This is a genomic window from Streptococcus sp. HMSC057G03 (assembly GCF_001808745.1).
Taxonomy (GTDB): Bacteria; Bacillota; Bacilli; order Lactobacillales; family Streptococcaceae; genus Streptococcus; species Streptococcus parasanguinis_Z.
The window spans coordinates 1-16,963 of the sequence record NZ_KV794434.1; the positions used below are offsets into that span (position 1 = coordinate 1).

Genomic DNA, 16,963 nt, shown 5'->3' on the forward strand with positions numbered 1-16,963 from the left:
GTGTCGCAGGTTCGAATCCTGTCTTCCCGATAGTGTATCGAAAAAGTCTAATGGTTGACATTAGACTTTTTTTGTAGTTATTTTTTTATTAATTTATAAGAAAAAAGAGCTTTCGCTCTTTTCAACTTTATTTATTTCGCAGTTCAACATAACGGTTATACCAAATTTTGATATATTCCTCAGAAAAAGGACCTTTGTTTTGGTTTATCCAATCTACTAGAACCTTAACATTTTCCTTTAAAATAAAGTCGATGTCATCTGAATAGTGCATTTTTTCTTTATGCTGCTCGTATTCTTCAACATCTAACAATTTTTTTTCACCATTGGTAAAGACCTTGACATCGAGATCATAGTCGATATATTTTAAGGCTTCTTGGTCAATGTGAAAAGGACTTGCTAGGTTACAGTAGTAAGACACACCATTGTCACGGATCATGGCGATGATGTTAAACCAATATTTTTTATGGAAATAAACGATCGCTGGTTCACGTGTGATCCAACGTCTACCATCACTTTCAGTCACAAGTGTATGATCATTTACTCCAATAATTGCATTTTCGGTTATCTTTAATACCATGGTGTCACGCCATGTACGGTGTAAACTGCCATCATGTTTATAACTTTGAATTGTAATAAAGTCGCCTTCTTTAGGTAGTTTCATAACTTACCAACTTTCTACAATCTAAGTATATCCTCTATATTGTATCATATTTTTTCAAATTTTTTCTTATTTTTCTATTTAATTTTCAATTTGGTTTATGAATCTAAGTATTCTCTAATGGCTGACGTTATATCACTATAATCGTAGCCTTTTCTGGCTAGTGCCTGAGTCAAGCGTTGTTTGAGTTCATAGCCTTCATATTTTTTACTGTATTTACGGTATTGTTTTTCTAACTCTTTTAGAATGAGCTCATTGGTTGTTTCTTCATCTGTTTCGAGCTCGAGATTTTGGAATGCTATCTTTGCTTGATTGTAAGCAAAACCTTTTGAAATGAGTGCCTGGATGATTTTCGTTTCAATGGCTTTTAACGGATATTTTCCTTGGTATTTTTTTAGGAGTTTTATTGCGGTACGGTCGATCACTTCTGAAAAATCATAGACTGCAAGAATTTCTTGAAGGATAGATTTTGGGATCCCTTTTTGTTGAATTTTTTGTTGTAATAAGAGAGGGCCCTTATCGCCACTGAGAAGGTTGGCCTCTATCAGGTTTCTTGCATATTGACGATCATCTAACCACTTGTCTTCTTTTAGCTGTTGGACCACTTTATCAATAATGCCACTATCAATCTCATATTTTGTCAGGTAGTCTCGGACTTCTTTTGTTGTTCGAGCTTTAAAAGAAAGATGGTAAAGGGCCAGGTTTTTACCATAGGAGTATTGAGCAAACTCTTGGATTTCTTTTAGTTCCTCTTCACTGATTTCTTTATCTTTAGAAAGAAAATATTTGACGATGGTGTCTTCTGTAATATAAAGTTTTTGATCATTGTCTAATTCCAGGAGGTAGAGTCTTTTTTTCTTTTCTAGTTTTGTAATTTTCATGTTTTTATTATACCGAAAAATGTGTTAAGATAGGGATATGAACGTTAAAGTAAAACAAAAAATTCCTTTGAAAATTAAACGAATGGGAATTAACGGAGAAGGGATTGGCTTTTATAAAAAAACACTTGTCTTTGTGCCAGGCGCTTTGAAGGGAGAAGATATCTTCTGTCAAATTACAAGTGTTAAGAAAAATTTTGCGGAAGCCAAACTCCTATCTGTGAACAAGGCGTCTAAGTTTCGTGTGACGCCCATGTGTGATATCTATGAGACCTGTGGTGGCTGTCAAATCATGCATTTGAAGTATGATAAGCAGCTGGAGTTTAAGACAGATTTATTACAACAGGCCTTGAAGAAGTTCTCACCTGAAGGATTTGAACAGTATGATATTCGGCCGACAATTGGAATGCAGGAGCCGCTTTACTATCGGGCAAAATTGCAATTTCAAACTAGGAAATTCAAGGGCCAGGTGAAGGCGGGCCTCTATGCCCAAAATTCACATTATTTGGTGGAATTAAAGGATTGTTTGGTTCAAGACCCGGATATTCAAGCTATCGCCAACGATCTAACGGATTTATTGACCTATTATCAGATTCCGATTGCTGATGAGCGTAAAGAACTGGGTGTCAGAACCATGATGGTTCGACGGGCTCGGAAGTCTGGGCAGGTTCAGATCATTGTGGTTACTAGTCGTCAGATTAATGTAAACAATTTGGTGCAAGACTTGGTCACGAAACACCCAGAGATTGTCACAGTTGCTGTTAACAAAAATACGTCTCGATCCAGTGAAATTTATGGGGAACAAACGCAGATTATTTGGGGAGAAGATGCCATTTTGGAAGGTGTTTTGGATTATGAATTCTCCCTGTCTCCTCGAGCCTTTTACCAGTTGAATCCGGAACAAACTGAAGTATTGTATAGTGAGGCTGTCAAGGCTCTAGATGTTTCTCCAGAGGATAACCTGATTGATGCCTACTGTGGGGTTGGAACGATTGGGTTTGCTTTTGCTAATAGAGTGAAAAGTGTTCGGGGGATGGATATTATTCCTGAAGCGATTGAAGATGCCAAATACAATGCTAAACGGATGGGATTTGAGAATACCCACTATGAGGCTGGTACAGCAGAAGAGATCATTCCTCGCTGGTACCAAGAAGGCTATCGGGCTAATGCTGTGATCGTGGATCCACCTCGTACGGGCTTGGGTACAAAATTAATCGAGACCTTGTTGCACTATGCACCTGAAAAGATGGTCTATGTCTCTTGTAATGTCTCTACTTTGGCACGGGATCTAGTGGCTTTGACAAAGGTTTATCAGGTTGAATACATTCAATCAGTGGACATGTTCCCCCATACTGCACGGACAGAAGCAGTTGTGAAATTAGTGAAGAAGTGAAAGAAGAATGGATATTTGGGAAAAACTTTATCTTGAGGCGAAAGCTCTCTATGCGCCTCAAGAGGTTTCAGATTTTGTCTATGCTCGACATGTGGTTGCTGCTGTTGAGGCTGCAGATGGTCAGATTTTTACGGGCTTTTGTATGGAAGGAACCTGTGGCGTCTTTCATTTATGTGCCGAACGAGCAGCTCTCTTCAACATGTATCAACAATCAGGACAAACCAAGGTCAAGCGCATTATTGCTTTTCGAGACAAGCCTCCTTATGGAGAAGGCTCAGGGATGCCTTGTGGGGCCTGTCGTGAATTTCTCCTTGAGCTAGATGCAGAGAATCGTCATCTAGAGTTTATGGTGGATTATGAAAGTCGTAAGACCATTACTTTAGGAGAGCTGATGCCTCTTTGGTGGGGCGAAGAACGGGCTCGTCAGAGAGAGAATAAAGGGAATGAGTAGAGGAAATAAATAAATGGACAATGTTATTGATGTATCGATTCCAGTTGCTCAAGTCATTGATCAACATCCGGAAGTATTGGATTTGTTGGTGGAGTTGGGCTTTAAACCCTTAGCCAATCCGATCATGCGCAATACAGTTGGGCGCAAGGTTTCCTTGAAACAGGGATCAAAATTAGAAGGCACTCCTATGGAGAAGATTGTGCGAACACTAGAGGCTAATGGCTATGAAGTAGTGGGGCTAGACCAATGAGTGATGAACGAATTCACGTCTTAAGAGATATCTTATTAGAGCTTCATCATGGAGCTTCCCCTGAATCGGTTCAGGAACGGTTTGATGCGACTTTTGCAGGGGTGTCTGCGATTGAGATCTCTCTTATGGAGCATGAACTGATGAATTCAGATGCAGGGGTTACTTTTGAAGATGTTATGGAGCTTTGTGATGTCCATGCCAATCTCTTTAAGAATGCGGTTCAAGGGGTCGAAGTAGCAGATGCCGACCACCCTGGTCATCCTGTTCAAATCTTTAAACAGGAGAACTTAGCCCTTCGTGCAGCTATGATGCGGGTCCGCCGCTTGTTAGACAATTATGAGACGACTGAGGATCCTGAGATGATTCAGGAGATTCATAAGGGCTTGTTACGTCAGCTGGGTTTGGTGGGTCAATTTGACCGGCATTACCGTCGTAAGGAAGAGTTGATGTTTCCGATTATGGAAAAATATGGGCATGATTCCCCACCAAAAGTGATGTGGGGAGTAGATGACCAGATTCGGGAACTCTTTGCGAAAGTTTTGGATGTGGCCAAGAAATTACCGGATTCTAGTATCTTACAAGTCAAAGAGCTCTTTGAAGCCTTTGCGCAAGAATTTGAGGGCATGATCTTCAAGGAAGAGTCGATCCTCTTGATGATTTTGCTGGAGGCCTTTACCCAGGATGACTGGCTCTCCATTGCAGAAGAAAGTGATGCTTATGGTTATGCCATTATTCTCCCAAGTGAGAAATGGGTGCCGAAACGCCTGGACTTCAAGGAGGAAGCGTCTGAAGAGTCAGAAGGTTCAACTGAACCGCTTCCTTCTTCAAATGGAGAAGAGCACCGTCAGGTCATTGAGACTCCTGAGGGACAATTGACCATTACCTTCACGCCTAATAAAAAAGAAGAGAGCTTCGATCGCAAGCAGCCACAAGCTTTTGGTCATGGATTTTTATCGGTGGAGCAAGCGAATTTAATCTTGAACCAGTTACCAATGGAGATCACCTTTGTCAATAAGGATGATATTTTCCAATATTACAATGATGCTGCGCCTTTTGAGGAAATGATTTTTAAGAGGACGCCATCGCAGGTAGGACGCAATGTGGAGCTGTGTCACCCACCGAAATATTTGGAGAAGGTCAAAGCCATCATGCAGGGGCTTCGTGAAGGGAAAAAAGACAAGTATGAAATGTGGTTCAAATCAGAATTGCGTGGGAAATTTGTCCATGTCACCTATGCAGCCGTGCGTGATGAAGCTGGAGACTTCCAAGGTGTCTTGGAATATGTTCAGGACATTCAACTTTATCGAGAGATCGATACGGATTTTTATAGAGGAATGGAGTAAAGATGAGTTACGAAACAGAGTTTATGAAGGAGTTTGAGGAGTGGATCAAGACCCAGGTCATGATCAATGAAATGGCTCTCGAAGAGAGTAAGAAGGTTTTTGATGAAGACCAGGATGAGCGAGCTAAAATTGCCATGATTCGCTATGAAAGCCGTTTAGATGCTTATCAGTTTTTGCAAGGGAAGTTTGAAAATTTCCATGCTGGAAAAGGATTTCATGATTTACCAGATGGCCTCTTTGGTGAAAGAAAATATTAAAATGGCCTTATTGAAGGCGTTTTACTGGCTAGATTTACCTGAAAATTGAGCAATGACTTGATTTTTTAAGGGATTGTGATACAATAAAAAAGTTGAAATGACATCAACGGATTATTGAATGGAATTATGGTGATGAAACCTTGTTGCCTTAGGAATTGATCACTGAATTTAGGAGGAAAAATGGCAAAGAAGAACGTAAACCGTGCGAAACAATACAAACATCAAAATAGACATCTTTTGAAAAAAGCTGTCGCAACTGTAACTGCAGCTGTGAAAGAAGCACCTAAAAAGGTTGAGAAAGCTACAAAAGCAGTGGCGAAAGAAGTGAAACAAGCGGCTTCTTCAGTGGAAGAATTTGCTGCAAGTTTGGAAGGTGTGGCACTTGATCGTGCGCAAACATTCTATGATGAAGGTATTCGCTCTGTTGCGGACTTCGCAAACTGGACAGAAAAAGAGTTGTTGGCCCTTAAAGGAATCGGTCCAGCTACGATCAAGAAATTGAAAGAACTAGGCGTTAAATTTAAATAATTGCTTTTGTGATTTCTTGCTATTTCAAGGAAAACTTGCTAAAATGAACCTATTAGAGGTGTTTTGAATCCCACATTTTACAGAAAGTGGCGGTGCTGAGAAGTCCACAAATGTGTCAAAACTGGTTGCTAATGGATGAAATTAAAAAATGAAATATAAATCTTTTTGTTTCCTTTTAGGACTAGGCGGCGAGTTGCAGGCTGTACTGAAGTACGCCAAGACGAGCTAACGACGTCATAAAAGTGAAACAAGAAGATTAAAGATGCGGGCTTTGCCCGAATTTGGGTGGTACCGCGGATCAACACATTCGTCCCTGTCAGATTAATGACAGGGACTATTTTTCTTTTACACCCCTAGCCAAAGGAGCTTGTCATGAAACAATCTTTTAACACCAGTAAACTCTACTATGGTTTTCCGATCTTCATCTTGGGGTATCAGGACCAGAACTTTGAGCACAATATCACAACCTGCAGTTCCTCTTATAGTCTGGGAGATTGGCTCGTCATAGGGGTTGGTGCTGAGGAAAATGCGGCAGACCAGATTAAGCATTATCAACAGTTCACTGTGAACATCCCTGATGAAAACTTTATGCTGGAGATGGAGCAGGCTGGCTTTATCAGCCATCGGGAGAAGTTGGATCACTTAGGGTTGGACTATGAGATTTCTGAACTGACCCAGGCTCCGATTTTGGAGGCCTGTCCAGTCGTATTGGATTGCCAGGTAGATCGGATTATCGAGGAAGATGGCATTTGCCATATCTTTGCAAAGATTCTTGAGCGACTGGCTGATCCAGAGCTCTTAGATGATAAGGGGCATTTTAAAAATGACCGTTTTGCACCGACTTACTTTATGGGGGACGGCCATCAGCGCGTTTATCGTTATCTGGACGACCGAGTCGACCCCATGGGAAGCTTTATGAAGAAAGCGAGGAAGAAGAATGACAAGAGCTGAGCTGCCAGAACGAATCGAAACGGAGCGTCTGGTCTTACGAGTCCGAACAGTGGCGGATGCTGAGGACATCCATGCCTACGCCAGTCTTCCAGAAGTCTCTTACCCAGCAGGCTTTCCACCCGTCAAGACCTTGGAAGACGAGATCTATTATCTAGAGCATATCATTCCCGATCGCAATCAAAAAGAAAATCTTCCAGCTGGTTACGGCATTGTGGTCAAAGGAACCGATAGAATCATTGGCTCTGTTGACTTCAACCATCGCCACGAAGACGATGTGCTGGAGATTGGCTATACCTTGCACCCAGACTATTGGGGCCGGGGTTATGTACCCGAAGCAGCGCGTACCTTGATTGACCTGGCTTTTAAAGAACTAGGGCTTCATAAGGTAGAATTGTCTTGCTTTAGCTACAATGTCCAAAGTCAACGAGTTGCTGAGAAGCTTGGTTTCACCCTTGAAGCACGCATAAGAGACCGTAAAGATGCCCAAGGCAATCGCTGTGATGATTTGAGATACGGCTTGCTAAAGAGTGAGTGGGAAGCTCAAAATCAACATTAAAAAGAAATAACTAGAAAGGACACACACATGTCTAAAGAACTTTCACCTAAATACAATCCAGCCGAGGTTGAGGCTGGTCGTTACCAAAAATGGCTTGACGAAGATGTTTTCAAGCCTTCTGGCGATAAAAAGGCGAAGCCTTACTCAATCGTTATTCCACCACCAAACGTAACTGGTAAACTTCACCTTGGTCATGCTTGGGATACAACTCTTCAAGATATCATCATCCGTCAAAAACGGATGCAAGGTTTCGATACACTTTGGCTTCCAGGTATGGACCACGCAGGGATTGCTACTCAAGCCAAGGTTGAAGCACGTTTGGCTGAAGACGGCATCTCTCGTTATGACCTCGGTCGTGAGAAATTCCTCGATAAGGTTTGGGAATGGAAAGACGAGTATGCCACTACTATCAAGCAACAATGGGGCAAGATGGGGCTCTCTGTAGACTACTCTCGTGAGCGTTTCACTCTTGATGAAGGTCTTTCAAAAGCGGTTCGTAAAGTCTTTGTAGAGCTCTACAAGAAGGGCTGGATCTACCGTGGTGAATTTATCATCAACTGGGATCCAAAAGCCCGTACAGCCCTTTCTGATATCGAGGTGATTCACAAGGATGTCGAAGGTGCCTTCTACCACATGAACTACATGTTGGAAGACGGTTCACGTGCCCTTGAAGTAGCAACAACTCGTCCTGAAACGATGTTTGGGGATACTGCTGTAGCGGTTAACCCAAATGATGACCGTTATAAAGATTTGATTGGTCAAAATGTTATCTTGCCAATCTTGAACAAGCCAATCCCAATCGTTGGGGACGAACACGCAGACCCTGAGTTTGGTACTGGTGTGGTGAAGATCACACCTGCTCATGACCCTAATGACTTCTTGGTTGGTCAACGACATAATCTTCCGCAAGTGAACGTTATGAACGATGATGGTACCATGAATGAGTTGGCTGGTGAATTCAACGGTATGGACCGCTTTGAAGCTCGTAAGGCTGTTGTTAAGAAATTGGAAGAAATTGGTGCCCTTGTTAAGATTGAGAAGATGACCCACTCAGTTGGTCACTCAGAGCGTACAGGGGTGATGGTTGAGCCACGCTTGTCTACACAATGGTTTGTGAAGATGGATCAATTGGCTAAAAATGCCATTGCCAACCAAGACACAGACGATAAGGTAGAATTCTACCCACCTCGTTTCAACGATACCTTCCTTCAATGGATGGAAAATGTCCATGACTGGGTAATTTCTCGTCAGCTCTGGTGGGGTCACCAAATCCCTGCTTGGTACAATGCTGAGGGTGAAATGTACGTTGGCGAAGAAGCGCCAGAAGGTGACGGATGGAAACAAGACGAAGATGTCTTGGATACTTGGTTTAGTTCAGCCCTTTGGCCATTCTCAACTATGGGCTGGCCTGATGTAGACTCAGAAGACTTCAAACGTTACTTCCCAACTTCAACCTTGGTAACAGGTTACGATATCATCTTCTTCTGGGTGTCTCGTATGATCTTCCAATCATTGGAATTCACTGGTCGTCAGCCATTCCAAAATGTCCTTATCCACGGTCTCATTCGTGACGAGCAAGGACGCAAGATGTCTAAATCTCTCGGTAACGGGATTGACCCAATGGATGTTATTGAGAAATATGGTGCCGATGCCCTTCGTTGGTTCCTTTCAAATGGTTCTGCTCCAGGGCAAGACGTGCGTTTCTCTTACGAGAAAATGGATGCGTCATGGAACTTCATTAACAAGATCTGGAATATCTCTCGCTACATCCTCATGAACAATGAAGGTTTGACCCTGGATGTGGCGCGTGAAAATGTAGCTAAAGTGGCTGCTGGTCAAGCAGGTAACGTGACAGACCGCTGGATTCTCCACAACCTCAACGAAACGATCGGAAAAGTCACTGAAAACTTTGATAAGTTTGAATTCGGTGTGGCTGGTCACATCCTCTACAACTTCATCTGGGATGAGTTTGCGGACTGGTATGTTGAGTTGACTAAAGAAGTGCTTTATAGCGACAATGAGGACGAAAAAGTCATCACTCGTTCAGTTCTTCTTTACACCTTGGATCAAATCTTGCGTCTCCTTCACCCAATCATGCCATTCGTGACTGAGGAAATCTACGGCCAAATCTCTGAAGGAACGATCGTGACTGCGGAATACCCAGTGGTTCGTCCAGAGTTTGAAAATGAAGAAGCAGCAGCTGGTGTAGAAGCTCTTAAAGATGTGATTCGCTCCGTTCGTAACTCACGTGCAGAAGTGAACGTAGCGCCAAGTAAGCCAATCACTATCTTGATCAAGACAAGCGACAGCAAGCTTGATGCCTTCTTCAATGACAATGTCAACTACATCAAACGCTTCACAAACCCAGAACACCTGGAAATTGCAGCAGATGTAGCAGTGCCTGATTTGGTTATGTCAAGCATCATCACAGGTGCAGAAATCTACTTGCCACTCGCTGATCTTCTCAATGTCGAAGAAGAATTGGCTCGTCTTGAAAAAGAATTAGCCAAATGGCAAAAAGAACTCGACATGGTTGGTAAGAAGCTCTCTAACGAACGCTTTGTAGCCAATGCCAAACCAGAAGTCGTCCAAAAAGAACGCGACAAACAAGCCGACTACCAAGCCAAATACGACGCGACCGTCGCACGTATTGATGAGATGAAGAAGTTGGTGTAGAAAATCAAAGGTGATATTATGACAGAATTAATTACATTCCTAGAGGATCATTGGGAAAAAGTTACAGATTTAGAAGTTCGAGAGCATATTGAAGTTTCAAATCGAGATCGTGATGAATTTAAAAGAGATTATGCAAGAGTTATCTACTCAACTTCATTTAGACGTCAACAAGGGAAGATGCAATTATTCGAAGTAAATAGTAAAGCTTTTCATAGAAATCGACTAACCCATAGTTTTGAAGTTGCACAGATAGCTCGTGGAATTGTTGATGAACTCAAGGTAAAAGTTAAGAAAGAAATTAAAACTAAATCTGCGAACACCAACACAAAAGAATATATTCAATATGAGAAAAATATAGAGAAAAATTTCTCAAAAATGAGCGTAGTGGTTGAAACGGGTTCCTTGATTCACGATGTTGGGAATCCTCCTTTTGGTCATCATGGGGAAAGAGTTTTGAATAAGCTTGCTCCGGATGTTGGATTCGAGGGAAATGCACAAGGCATTCGTGTTCTAAGAAAAATTGAGAAGAAATCTCCTCAATATAATGGTCTTAATTTGACTTATCGTACTTTAGCAGCAATCATCAAGTACTTTGTTGCATATGATAAGGATAAGAAAAAATTTTTATATAAAGATGATTACGATGAATTATCTAATAAGTTTGAAAAAGTTTTAAAAAATGCTAACTTACCGTTTAGAACAATTGATGTCCAAATAGTTGATCTTGCAGACGAAATTGCATACTGTGCTCATGATTTAGAAGATGCATTAGCTAGCAATTATTTTACAATTGATGAATTTTATTTTAGATTAGAGAATAATGATACTCTTGAAGATGAAGTAAAAGAAAAGTTCTATAATTGGATTGAAGACGCAAAACAATTCGCAAAAAAAAGAACTTCAGAGATTTGTCAAACTGAGGACTATGATTTTTATTTTCGAAGAGAATTAATTTCAACCATAGTGAATAAACTTATCGAAGATATCAATGTTATCACAGTAGAGGAAGACTTTCAAAGAAAAACTGGAACAAAGAACAAGGAGGAACTCGGGTTTAAAAATTATAAATCTTTGGCAGAAGCACTGAAAAAAACTATATTTGATTGTGTCACTGGTTCAGATAATATCATGCTTTATGAAACAGTTGGAACAAAGGTTTTAACGAAACTTTTTGAATTATTTATGAATGAGGAGTATAACAAAGATGGAATGTTAATGCCAGTCGAATATAGATGGGATAATCATACTAGTAAAAAAGAAAAAACTAGAAAAGTTTTAGACTATATATCTGGAATGATGGACACATATGCAGTAGAAGTCTATATAAAACATTTTGGCGAAGACCCCTTTAATGTAAAATATGATAGAGAAATATTTAAGGGTTCTAAACAAGAACATAGTAGTATATTCTCTGGATTAAAAGACTCCTTTTTCCCTTACATAAAGAAAAGAAAATAGATACAAATAGCAACTCAGTTTACTTATTTTCATAAACATATTTATTGTTCTTGATTAGTAAATTGTATGTGATTTTATGATTGAGTATCAGAATTACTACCTTAGAAAGCAGGTTACTACATGACAAATTCTGTAAGTTCGAACCGACCTGAGAAGTACAACATTGCAGCTTTCTTCTCAGGTGTTGGGGGAATTGAGTTGGGATTTGAACAGACCAACGAGTTCAGAGTGGTGTATGCCAATGAATTTGATAAGTATGCGCGTCAGACTTATCGTTTAAATTATCCAAATACGCATTTGGATAGTCGTGATATTCATGCGGTGCAGCCGGAAGAAATTCCAGCTGAGCGCGTGGATGTGATTATGGGAGGATTTCCTTGTCAAGCTTTTAGTATTGCGGGCTACCGCAAGGGCTTTGATGATGATCGTGGCGATCTTTTCTTTGAGTTGCTTCGTATGATTGAAGGGCGTAAACCTCGCGCTATCTTCATCGAAAACGTCAAGAACATGGTCGGTCATGACCACGGGAATACCTTCAAGGTTATTCGTGAAGCCTTGACCGAGAACAACTACTTCATCAAGTGGAAGGTTCTCAACGGGAAAGACTATGGAAATATCCCACAAAACCGTGAACGGATCTACATTGTTGGTTTTGATACAAAAGAAGCCTACGATTTGTTTGAATTCCCAGAGGAAATCAAGCTGACAACGACTTTGGCTGATGTTATTGATTTTGGTGCCAAGCCAGATGAAGCCTACTATTATCGAGAAGGCAAGCAAAATTTCTACGCTGACCTTAAGGCCAACGTGACCAGTCAAGATACGGTCTACCAGTGGCGTCGTCAATACGTTCGTGAGAATAAAAATGGCGTTGTTCCAACCTTAACGGCTAATATGGGAACAGGCGGGCACAATGTCCCTCTTATTTTGACTGACAGTGGGGAGATTCGTAAGTTAACACCGAAGGAAACCTTCAATGTACAAGGGTATCCAAAGACTTTTAAATTGCCTGAGGGTGTTTCCAATGGCCAACTCTATAAACAAGCTGGAAATAGTGTGGTCGTCCCTGTGATTAAACGCATTGCAGAGCGGATTGCTTTTGCCCTTAATGAGAGTAATGGGCTGTCACAATTGGATCGTTCAGGAAAATTCGCGATTATCTATACCAAGATGAATGGACAGTTTGAAGGCCAGTCTTATGTGAAAGATTTTGTCTCCACTTATGAGGAGGCAGAGAAGAAGATTGCGTCCTATGAGGATGGTCTTGCTATTTTATCAGATGAAGATTATTTCAGATTGGTAAAAAAACGTGGCAATTTGGAGTTTTACAGCATTATTTAACGAATTATATAAGTAAGAGGACTAGTGAAAATCTAGTCTTCTTTTGATATACTTAAATAAGAAGTGAGGATGAATAGATGTGGGAACACTTAAAACAAGAACAAAAAGAGAAATATAAGACGCTCATAACCAATTTTGCTAGTCTGAGTGAAGCTTTTTCTCAAAAGGCAGAAGCCGAAGATTCTGAGGATCGAGAAAGCTATGTTGCTCCGATAGTCAATTCAAAATTCCAAGAGACTGTTTTCCAAAAAGCTTTTCATGCTGTTGGTGAAGATATTGCCAACACCTCTTATGATGCTTCGCTGGTCGTTGATGAGCAACATAAATATTTGGTTGGGATTAAATCCTTTGGTTTGGACTCAGGGGATCAAAAGATTGCTCAGTTCAAGAAAGATTCACAGTCTTGGAATGAGTTATTGAGCGAAATTCGGTTTCATGCTGCTATTTCACCGGACAAGGAAACAGCTGATAAAGAAAATGATGCCCGTTATGAAAAACTAGCCCGTGAGATTGCGACCTTGCGAAATCAACGGATTGAATCATCTAAAGCACTCATAAAAGGATTTCATTCTGATGCTGGTCATGTAGAAGCCGTCTATCATGTCTTGATGCCGACCTCGAAGGGTCACAAACCTCAGATCCATGTAGGAGAGACGACTTATTTGCCCGTTGATTTGGACCATCTCAAAATTTTAGGATCAACAACCAAGAACAATCCGACTAATTTCCGTTTTACAGATGGCCATCATGATTACAAATATACGGCCGCAGATAGTCAGCTCCATATGACTTTTAGAAATAAGGAGATTGTGGTTGATACTTGGGATGTGAATTATGTTGAAGATCCCTTTTATCTATTTGAACACCTTCACTTATTGACCTCAGAAAAAAGTGATTCGGAGATTCTTGAGACGGTGTCGTGGGTGATAACAGATAAGCATGGAAATGTAGAAGAAAATTCTGGCTTTAATGCTTTTAATGGTGGTTCAAAGTTGGCTAAGAAGGATCGCTTGCCACGGATTTTAAAGATTCAGGACAAATTTAAAGACAGTCTCGCTCCAGAAAAACTAGCTTTTGTGACCTATTCTTTAGAAGAAATCCTCTTGAAAAAATGGTCTACCAAGGAAGAAAAAGCCCAGATGAAATCTATTCGCGAGGACTTGATTCGCTTTGTACACGAGACGGGGAATGAAAAACTAATCAAAGAAATTGAACAGCTGGTGTATCGTCCAGTCAGTGAAGTGTATATTCCTCTTCCAGACTCCAAACATTTTCATGAGGAGCGTCCAGACTTTTTTGGTAAAGATATTGGAAGGTTTGAGCCAGGTACAAGTAAACTTGTGCTCCCAAAAGAAGAACGGACCTTTAAGCTACGATTTTTATCATCAGGTGATGTGATTACGGCCTATATCAACCAAGAAGCTGGAAAGGCCATTCAATCAACTGATAAGCAAGAAATTCTTGGCAATTGGATTCTTCGTGGGGTCTTTCAGCTAAAAGATAGAGAGATCTTAACGGGTAAGAAACTGTCCCAACTAGAAATCAATGGTATCCGTCTTTCCAAATTCAAAAACGGTGAAATTGGTATTGACTTCATCTGGATCGATGTGGATAATCCTCCTGCAGATGCGATTGGTTGGGTTGCGAAATAGAGAATAACAGACTATTCATAGAACTACAAAAACACCACCTCCTAGTCTTTAGGAGGTGGTGTTATGCTTTAGACCATTTTCCAGAAATAATCGATGATATAGGTGAGACCGTAAGTGTAGATGACGAGGGTGATAGGTTTGCAGAGGATGATGATGGTCATGTAGCGTTTGAAGGTCATCTTCGTCAGACCTGCCAGCATACAGATGAAGTCAGCGGGACTAACCGGCCAGATCATCATGAAGATAAAGAAGCGATCGAACCGCTTGCCTTCATTGAGCCAGCCAATGTACTTGTCATATGTCTTCTGACTGACCATGGATTGGACGAACTTAGGCCCGTACATTCTGGCTAGGTGGAAAATAATGGCACAGCCAATCACGATGCCGATGTAATTGTAGATGGTCCCAATGATGTGGCCATAGATAAAGACACCAGCGACAGATGTCAGGGCGCCAGGAATAATAGGGACCACTGTTTGAAGGATCTGAAGAAAGATAAAGAGAGGTGGTCCAAAGATTCCGGCTTGCAAAATAAAAGCTGACAAGGTTTCTTTGGATTGAAGGATACCAGAAAAGTAGGCCCAGATACAAAAGGCCAAGGTCCCAAGAGCACCAATGATAGACGACCAATTAATGATGCGCTGGAGAAGAGGAGAGACCTCTTTTAAGCTTGTTTGTTTCATAAAAAATTCCGAGTTCTTTTTCTTCTACTATACCATGTTTTTGGAACTTTGTAAGGATTTTGTCTATTTTTTGAGTAGTGAAAGCGACCTGATTGGAGCCTGTCGCTGTTTTAGTCGTGAAGCGGGTGCAAAATGGGCCTTTTTATGCTACAATGAAAGGAGTATAAAAAATGGAGAAAAACGTGTCAATCGAAAATTACAAACCAGATTTTGCGGTGGAAGCAGCCTATGATCTCACCGTTACAGACTTAAAAAAACAAGGTATTAAGGCGGTCCTTGTGGATTTGGATAATACCTTGATTGCTTGGAATAATCCGGATGGAACTCCTGAGATGCGCCAGTGGTTGCATGACCTTCGTGATGGAGGGATTCGGGTTATCGTGGTGTCTAATAATAGTCCCAAACGGGTCAAGCGCGCTGTTGAGAAATTTGATATTGACTATGAAGCTTGGTCGCTTAAGCCCTTTACCTTTGGGATTGATCGTGCCCTCAAACGTTTCCACTATGAGAAAAATGAAGTGGTCATGGTCGGGGATCAACTGATGACGGATATCCGAGCTGCCCATCGTGCAGGCATTCGTTCGATTTTGGTCAAGCCTTTGGTTGAGCATGACTCGATCAAGACCCAGATCAACCGGGCGCGTGAACGCCGTGTCATGAAGCAAATGGCCGAAAAATATGGTCCGATTGTATACAAAAAAGGAATTTAAGAATGGAAGAATTATTCTGTATTGGCTGTGGAGCGCCCATTCAGACAGAAAACAAAGAGGGGCTAGGCTATACTCCCCAATCAGCTCTTGAAAAGGGCTTGGAAACAGGCGAAGTCTATTGCCAACGCTGTTTCCGTCTCCGTCACTATAATGAAATCACAGATGTGCATCTGACAGATGATGATTTTCTAAAATTGCTACACGAGGTAGGCGATAGTGATGCTCTCGTGGTCAATGTAGTGGATATTTTTGACTTTAATGGGTCAGTTATCCCTGGCCTACCACGCTTTGTAGCAGGAAATGATGTCCTCTTGGTCGGAAACAAAAAAGACATCTTGCCTAAGTCTGTCAAGGATAGCAAGGTGACCCATTGGTTGATGGAGCGAGCCCACGAAGAAGGCATGCGTCCTGTCGATGTGGTCCTCACCTCTGCCCAAAACAAGAGTGCTATCAAGGACTTGATGGAAAAGATTGAGCAGTACCGCAAGGGACGTGATGTCTATGTGGTGGGTGTGACCAACGTTGGGAAATCGACCCTCATCAATGCAATCATCCAAGAAATCACTGGAGACAAGGATATCATCACGACCTCTCGCTTCCCAGGGACGACACTGGACAAGATCGAAATCCCACTGGACGATGGATCCTACATCTATGATACACCAGGGATTATCCATCGCCACCAGATGGCTCATTACTTGACAGCAAAAAATCTTAAGTATGTCAGCCCTAAAAAGGAAATCAAACCCAAGACTTATCAGCTTAATCCAGAGCAAACCCTTTTCTTAGGTGGCTTGGGACGTTTTGACTTTATCAAGGGAGAAAAGCAAGGTTTCACTGCCTTCTTTGACAACGAACTCAAGCTTCACAGAACCAAGCTCGAAGGAGCGACTGCCTTTTATAACAAGCATGTCGGTGGCTTACTAACTCCTCCTAATAGCAAGGAAAAAGAAGAATTCCCGCCTTTGATTTCCCATGAGTTTACCATCAAGGACAAGACAGACCTGGTCATCTCAGGACTCGGATGGATCCGCGTCAATGGCGAAGCCAAAGTAGCCGTCTGGGCACCAGAAGGCGTCGCCGTCGTTACCCGCAAAGCTATTATTTAAAAATTTGAAAGGAAATAGTTTCTTTATAGACTGGGCGAGTGCAACGAGCCTAGAAAGGATACTTTTCGC

At 41.4% G+C, this 16,963-nt stretch carries 17 protein-coding genes; 14 read left to right on the forward strand and 3 right to left on the reverse strand.

The window, feature by feature from the left end; all coding sequences use genetic code 11:
• Positions 1–127: 127 nt before the first annotated feature.
• Positions 128–661, reverse strand: coding sequence for a nucleoside tri-diphosphate phosphatase (locus HMPREF2686_RS08405; RefSeq protein WP_003005798.1), 534 nt, complete (start codon positions 659–661; stop codon positions 128–130).
• 95 nt (positions 662–756) lie between these two features.
• Positions 757–1,539, reverse strand: a complete 783-nt coding sequence (gene recX, locus HMPREF2686_RS08410) for a recombination regulator RecX (protein ID WP_070450246.1) — start codon at positions 1,537–1,539, stop codon at positions 757–759.
• Between the two features lie 37 nt (positions 1,540–1,576).
• Here recX and rlmD point away from each other — a divergent pair, with 37 nt between their 5' ends.
• The 12 genes from rlmD to HMPREF2686_RS08470 all read left to right on the forward strand — a co-directional run bounded on the left by rlmD (position 1,577) and on the right by HMPREF2686_RS08470 (position 14,392).
• Positions 1,577–2,929: a 23S rRNA (uracil(1939)-C(5))-methyltransferase RlmD gene (gene rlmD / locus HMPREF2686_RS08415; RefSeq protein WP_070450249.1), complete on the forward strand. Its 1,353-nt coding sequence runs from the start codon at positions 1,577–1,579 to the stop codon at positions 2,927–2,929.
• A gap of 7 nt (positions 2,930–2,936) precedes the next feature.
• Positions 2,937–3,380 carry a cytidine deaminase family protein gene (locus HMPREF2686_RS08420; protein WP_021152718.1) on the forward strand — a complete coding sequence of 148 codons (444 nt, stop codon included), beginning with the start codon at positions 2,937–2,939 and terminating at the stop codon, positions 3,378–3,380.
• A 13-nt stretch (positions 3,381–3,393) separates the two neighbouring features.
• Positions 3,394–3,630, forward strand: a complete 237-nt coding sequence (locus tag HMPREF2686_RS08425; RefSeq protein ID WP_003014300.1) for a DUF1858 domain-containing protein — start codon at positions 3,394–3,396, stop codon at positions 3,628–3,630.
• On the forward strand, positions 3,627–4,973 hold the full coding sequence (locus HMPREF2686_RS08430) for a DUF438 domain-containing protein (RefSeq protein WP_070450252.1): 1,347 nt from the start codon (positions 3,627–3,629) through the stop codon (positions 4,971–4,973). Before HMPREF2686_RS08425 ends, HMPREF2686_RS08430 begins: the two co-directional genes overlap by 4 nt.
• A gap of 2 nt (positions 4,974–4,975) precedes the next feature.
• A complete protein-coding gene (locus tag HMPREF2686_RS08435) occupies positions 4,976–5,230 on the forward strand; it encodes a DUF1912 family protein (protein ID WP_013903179.1) in 255 nt (84 codons plus the stop codon).
• 180 nt (positions 5,231–5,410) lie between these two features.
• The gene (locus tag HMPREF2686_RS08440) at positions 5,411–5,758 is read left to right on the forward strand and encodes a helix-hairpin-helix domain-containing protein (protein WP_003011968.1); all 348 of its coding nucleotides are present in this window, start codon (positions 5,411–5,413) and stop codon (positions 5,756–5,758) included.
• Between the two features lie 372 nt (positions 5,759–6,130).
• Entirely contained in the window at positions 6,131–6,709 is a 579-nt protein-coding gene (locus HMPREF2686_RS08445; protein ID WP_070450254.1) for a flavin reductase family protein, read from the forward strand.
• On the forward strand, positions 6,696–7,265 hold the full coding sequence (locus tag HMPREF2686_RS08450) for a GNAT family N-acetyltransferase (RefSeq protein ID WP_070450257.1): 570 nt from the start codon (positions 6,696–6,698) through the stop codon (positions 7,263–7,265). Before HMPREF2686_RS08445 ends, HMPREF2686_RS08450 begins: the two co-directional genes overlap by 14 nt.
• A gap of 27 nt (positions 7,266–7,292) precedes the next feature.
• The gene (locus HMPREF2686_RS08455; RefSeq protein ID WP_070450260.1) at positions 7,293–9,941 is read left to right on the forward strand and encodes a valine--tRNA ligase; all 2,649 of its coding nucleotides are present in this window, start codon (positions 7,293–7,295) and stop codon (positions 9,939–9,941) included.
• 18 nt (positions 9,942–9,959) lie between these two features.
• Entirely contained in the window at positions 9,960–11,399 is a 1,440-nt protein-coding gene (locus tag HMPREF2686_RS08460) for a deoxyguanosinetriphosphate triphosphohydrolase family protein (RefSeq protein ID WP_070450263.1), read from the forward strand.
• A 120-nt stretch (positions 11,400–11,519) separates the two neighbouring features.
• Positions 11,520–12,740, forward strand: coding sequence for a DNA cytosine methyltransferase (locus HMPREF2686_RS08465; RefSeq protein ID WP_070450266.1), 1,221 nt, complete (start codon positions 11,520–11,522; stop codon positions 12,738–12,740).
• Positions 12,741–12,817: 77 nt separating this feature from the next.
• Positions 12,818–14,392 (forward strand): hypothetical protein, encoded by a 1,575-nt coding sequence (locus HMPREF2686_RS08470; protein ID WP_070450269.1) that lies wholly within the window; start codon positions 12,818–12,820, stop codon positions 14,390–14,392.
• Positions 14,393–14,460: 68 nt separating this feature from the next.
• Here HMPREF2686_RS08470 and HMPREF2686_RS08475 read toward each other — a convergent pair whose 3' ends face one another.
• Positions 14,461–15,075, reverse strand: coding sequence for a TVP38/TMEM64 family protein (locus HMPREF2686_RS08475; RefSeq protein WP_023917388.1), 615 nt, complete (start codon positions 15,073–15,075; stop codon positions 14,461–14,463).
• Between the two features lie 182 nt (positions 15,076–15,257).
• On the opposite strand from HMPREF2686_RS08475, the gene HMPREF2686_RS08480 reads away from it, so the two are divergent.
• Together HMPREF2686_RS08480 and yqeH are read left to right on the forward strand one after the other, a co-directional pair.
• Positions 15,258–15,785 (forward strand): YqeG family HAD IIIA-type phosphatase, encoded by a 528-nt coding sequence (locus tag HMPREF2686_RS08480; protein WP_118095844.1) that lies wholly within the window; start codon positions 15,258–15,260, stop codon positions 15,783–15,785.
• A 2-nt stretch (positions 15,786–15,787) separates the two neighbouring features.
• On the forward strand, positions 15,788–16,894 hold the full coding sequence (yqeH, locus tag HMPREF2686_RS08485; protein WP_049506415.1) for a ribosome biogenesis GTPase YqeH: 1,107 nt from the start codon (positions 15,788–15,790) through the stop codon (positions 16,892–16,894).
• Positions 16,895–16,963 lie beyond the last annotated feature (69 nt).

What these genes read in the sequence shown, in the direction of transcription:
- HMPREF2686_RS08475 (WP_023917388.1), bottom strand. Translation starts at nt 15,075, where the DNA reads ATGAAACAAACAAGCTTAAAAGAGGTCTCTCCTCTTCTCCAGCGCATC.
- HMPREF2686_RS08425 (WP_003014300.1), top strand. Translation starts at nt 3,394, where the DNA reads ATGGACAATGTTATTGATGTATCGATTCCAGTTGCTCAAGTCATTGAT.
- HMPREF2686_RS08430 (WP_070450252.1), top strand. Translation starts at nt 3,627, where the DNA reads ATGAGTGATGAACGAATTCACGTCTTAAGAGATATCTTATTAGAGCTT.
- HMPREF2686_RS08440 (WP_003011968.1), top strand. Translation starts at nt 5,411, where the DNA reads ATGGCAAAGAAGAACGTAAACCGTGCGAAACAATACAAACATCAAAAT.
- HMPREF2686_RS08470 (WP_070450269.1), top strand. Translation starts at nt 12,818, where the DNA reads ATGTGGGAACACTTAAAACAAGAACAAAAAGAGAAATATAAGACGCTC.
- HMPREF2686_RS08405 (WP_003005798.1), bottom strand. Translation starts at nt 661, where the DNA reads ATGAAACTACCTAAAGAAGGCGACTTTATTACAATTCAAAGTTATAAA.
- recX (WP_070450246.1), bottom strand. Translation starts at nt 1,539, where the DNA reads ATGAAAATTACAAAACTAGAAAAGAAAAAAAGACTCTACCTCCTGGAA.
- HMPREF2686_RS08450 (WP_070450257.1), top strand. Translation starts at nt 6,696, where the DNA reads ATGACAAGAGCTGAGCTGCCAGAACGAATCGAAACGGAGCGTCTGGTC.
- HMPREF2686_RS08420 (WP_021152718.1), top strand. Translation starts at nt 2,937, where the DNA reads ATGGATATTTGGGAAAAACTTTATCTTGAGGCGAAAGCTCTCTATGCG.
- HMPREF2686_RS08465 (WP_070450266.1), top strand. Translation starts at nt 11,520, where the DNA reads ATGACAAATTCTGTAAGTTCGAACCGACCTGAGAAGTACAACATTGCA.
- HMPREF2686_RS08460 (WP_070450263.1), top strand. Translation starts at nt 9,960, where the DNA reads ATGACAGAATTAATTACATTCCTAGAGGATCATTGGGAAAAAGTTACA.
- yqeH (WP_049506415.1), top strand. Translation starts at nt 15,788, where the DNA reads ATGGAAGAATTATTCTGTATTGGCTGTGGAGCGCCCATTCAGACAGAA.
- HMPREF2686_RS08435 (WP_013903179.1), top strand. Translation starts at nt 4,976, where the DNA reads ATGAGTTACGAAACAGAGTTTATGAAGGAGTTTGAGGAGTGGATCAAG.
- HMPREF2686_RS08445 (WP_070450254.1), top strand. Translation starts at nt 6,131, where the DNA reads ATGAAACAATCTTTTAACACCAGTAAACTCTACTATGGTTTTCCGATC.
- rlmD (WP_070450249.1), top strand. Translation starts at nt 1,577, where the DNA reads ATGAACGTTAAAGTAAAACAAAAAATTCCTTTGAAAATTAAACGAATG.
- HMPREF2686_RS08455 (WP_070450260.1), top strand. Translation starts at nt 7,293, where the DNA reads ATGTCTAAAGAACTTTCACCTAAATACAATCCAGCCGAGGTTGAGGCT.